The organism is Actinocrinis sp. (genome assembly GCF_035653575.1).
In the GTDB taxonomy this organism is placed as follows: domain Bacteria; phylum Actinomycetota; class Actinomycetes; order Streptomycetales; family Catenulisporaceae; genus Actinocrinis.
The window spans coordinates 1-2477 of the sequence record NZ_DASRBQ010000150.1; the positions used below are offsets into that span (position 1 = coordinate 1).

At 68.6% G+C, this 2477-nt stretch carries 3 protein-coding genes; all 3 read left to right on the forward strand.

The window, feature by feature from the left end:
• Positions 1-618, forward strand: a 618-nt coding sequence (locus VFA06_RS20500; RefSeq protein ID WP_324842268.1) for a PilW family protein, incomplete at its 5' end; no start/stop codon positions are given.
• Positions 615-2264 (forward strand): hypothetical protein, encoded by a 1650-nt coding sequence (locus VFA06_RS20505; RefSeq protein WP_324842269.1) that lies wholly within the window; start codon positions 615-617, stop codon positions 2262-2264. The genes VFA06_RS20500 and VFA06_RS20505, both read left to right, overlap by 4 nt.
• Positions 2265-2321: 57 nt before the next feature.
• On the forward strand, positions 2322-2477 hold a 156-nt coding region (locus VFA06_RS25965), incomplete at its 3' end, for a prepilin peptidase (protein ID WP_349260267.1).

Here is a 2477-nt window from a genome sequence, read left to right on the forward strand (position 1 = left end):
GTGGCCGCCCGGCTCCGAGCACGGCTCGCGCAGGAGGACGGGATGACCCTGGTCGAGCTGCTGACCACCATGACGATCCTCGCCCTCGTCCTGACCGCGATCATCGGCCTGTTCGTCTCGAGCCTGCACGCCGAGGTGGACATGAACAACCGCTTCCAGGCCCAGCAGAACGCGCGCCTCGCCCTGACGAGCCTGCGCAGCGACGTGCGCGGCGCGTGCACGGCCAGCGTCTCGAACAGGGTCGTCGGCGGCGACACGGTGCAGCTCGGCATCTGCAGCAGCTCGAGCGCCACCTGGAGCCCGACGCCCGTCTCGTATGTGACCTGGTGCATCCGAAACGAGGGCGGCACCCCGGTGCACTACGGCCTGTACCGCGAGACCGGGACGGCCGGCGACCCGAACTGCGCCACCGGAACGGGCGGCGTCCAGGAAGCGGACTGGCTGACGGCCTCGGTCGGCTCCACGCAGCCCGTCTTCGTCTACCTGCCGGCCGCGACCGGCTCCGGCCTGCGCCCGCAGCTGCAAGTGACGATCCCCGTCGACACCGACCCCTCGACGCCGGGCGGCGTCTACACGCTCTCCGACACGGTCATGCTCCGCAACGCCACCCCCGCATGAGCGGCCACCCGAGAAGCCGCCACCTCCTCGCCGACGAGCGCGGCCAGTCGCTCGTGCTCGCGCTGCTCGTGCTGACCGTGCTCGCGATCACGCTCGGCGCCGTGATCACCTTCACGGCCGGGAACCAGCGCAACGCCGCCTACCAGAAGGCGGCCCAGGTGGCTCGCACGCTCGCCGAGGCCGGCATCAACAACGGCGTCTCGATCCTGTCCAACCCGACGAACTCGTGCTGCCTGATCGACTCCAGCCTGATGCCGAGCTCGCTCGCGACCGCGAACACGAGCACCTACCCCAGCGGCACGGTCAAGTGGTGGGGAACGATCGACAACCAGATGGTGTGGACGCTGCACGCCCAGGCGACCGTCCCGAACCCGACGGGGCCCGCCGCGTCACCGATCGTGAAGACGATGACCGCGCAGGTGCAGGTGCACAGCCCGCCGCCGAAGAAGATCGACGTGGCGGTGTGGAACACCATCTACTCCCCCTACGGCCCCACGTCGAGCTGCGACACGACGGTCGCGCAGGGCGTGAACCTGACGGTGCCCCTGTACGTTGGCGGCAACCTCTGCCTCGCGAACTCGGCCACGGTCAACGCTCCCGTCTACGTCGGCGGCTACCTCTACGTCAACAACAAGCAGGCGTCGATCGGCTCCTCGGCGGCGCCCGTCCACTCGGCCCACGTCGGCAGCTACTGCAAGGTGCAGAACAACGGCACGCAGGTCAACCCATGCGTCAGCGAGCCGGTCACGAAGAACAGCCCGGATACGAACATCTGGGTCCAGAACCCGAGCAGCTGGAACCCCCTCGGGTTGCCGTCCGACTTCATCGACCCGGCCACCGGAAAGCTCATCACCGCGCCGACGATCTGCTGGGGGCCCGGCTCGTGCGCCGGCGACCCCGTCGGCGGCTGGTACACGGCCTCCTCGCCGGGGCCCCTGCACCCGTGTCAGACGGTGTCGGGCACGCCTCCCGTGTTCGACAACGACACGACCTGGGGCCCGCAGGAGGGCCAGCCGGGTGGCAGCGTGCCGGGAACCTTCAACCTCACGCCGCCGCAGAGCTACACGTGCAAGACGGCAAACGGCGAGCTGTCCTGGAACGCGAACACCAATACGCTCACCGTCGCCGGCACGATCTTCATCGACGGCAGCGTGACGGCGACGACGGCCGGCAACAAGCCGATCGAGTACACCGGCTGGGGAAGCAACGGTCAGTGCACGAACAACGGCGACTGTCAGGCCGTCATCTACGTCAGCGGCACGGTCTTCATCAACAGCGTGAAGCTGTGTGCAGTCATCAACCAGGCCGGCAACGACTGCGACTGGAAGAACTGGGACCCGAACAAGAAGATGCTCATCTTCGCGGCGAACTACCAGGGGACGCAGACCGGCGTCGGCCCAAACCAGGGAATCGTCGTCGGCCCCTCTCAGACGTCGTTCCAGGGCGGCCTCTACGCCACCTACCAGATCGTTACCGGGCAGAGCGCCACTACCGAAGGGCCGCTCGTCTCGGGCCAGCAGACGGTGATCACCGGCCAGCAGTTCGGGGGTACGTTCCCGCCGATCACGATCCTGCCGATCTCGATCCAGACCTATCCCCAGGGGTTCTGGATCGACCCGCCGAAGAACTACCAGTTCGGCGGCTGAGGCCTGCGGCGGCCGCCGCTCAAGCGCCTCGCTCCGGCGGTCGATAACGAGAACGAGATGGACCTCGTCCTCCCGCTCGTCTTCCTGCCCGGCCTGGCGCTCGGCAGCTTCCTCGGCGTCGTCGCCGCGCGGGTGCCGCTGCGGCGCTCGGTCGTGCGGCCCGGCTCGGCCTGCATGCGCTGCGGGTCGCCGATCCGCTGGTACGACAACGTG

Bases quoted from the DNA above. Each gene is read 5' to 3' on its own strand.
- VFA06_RS20505 (WP_324842269.1), top strand. From the start codon at position 615: ATGAGCGGCCACCCGAGAAGCCGCCACCTCCTCGCCGACGAGCGCGGC.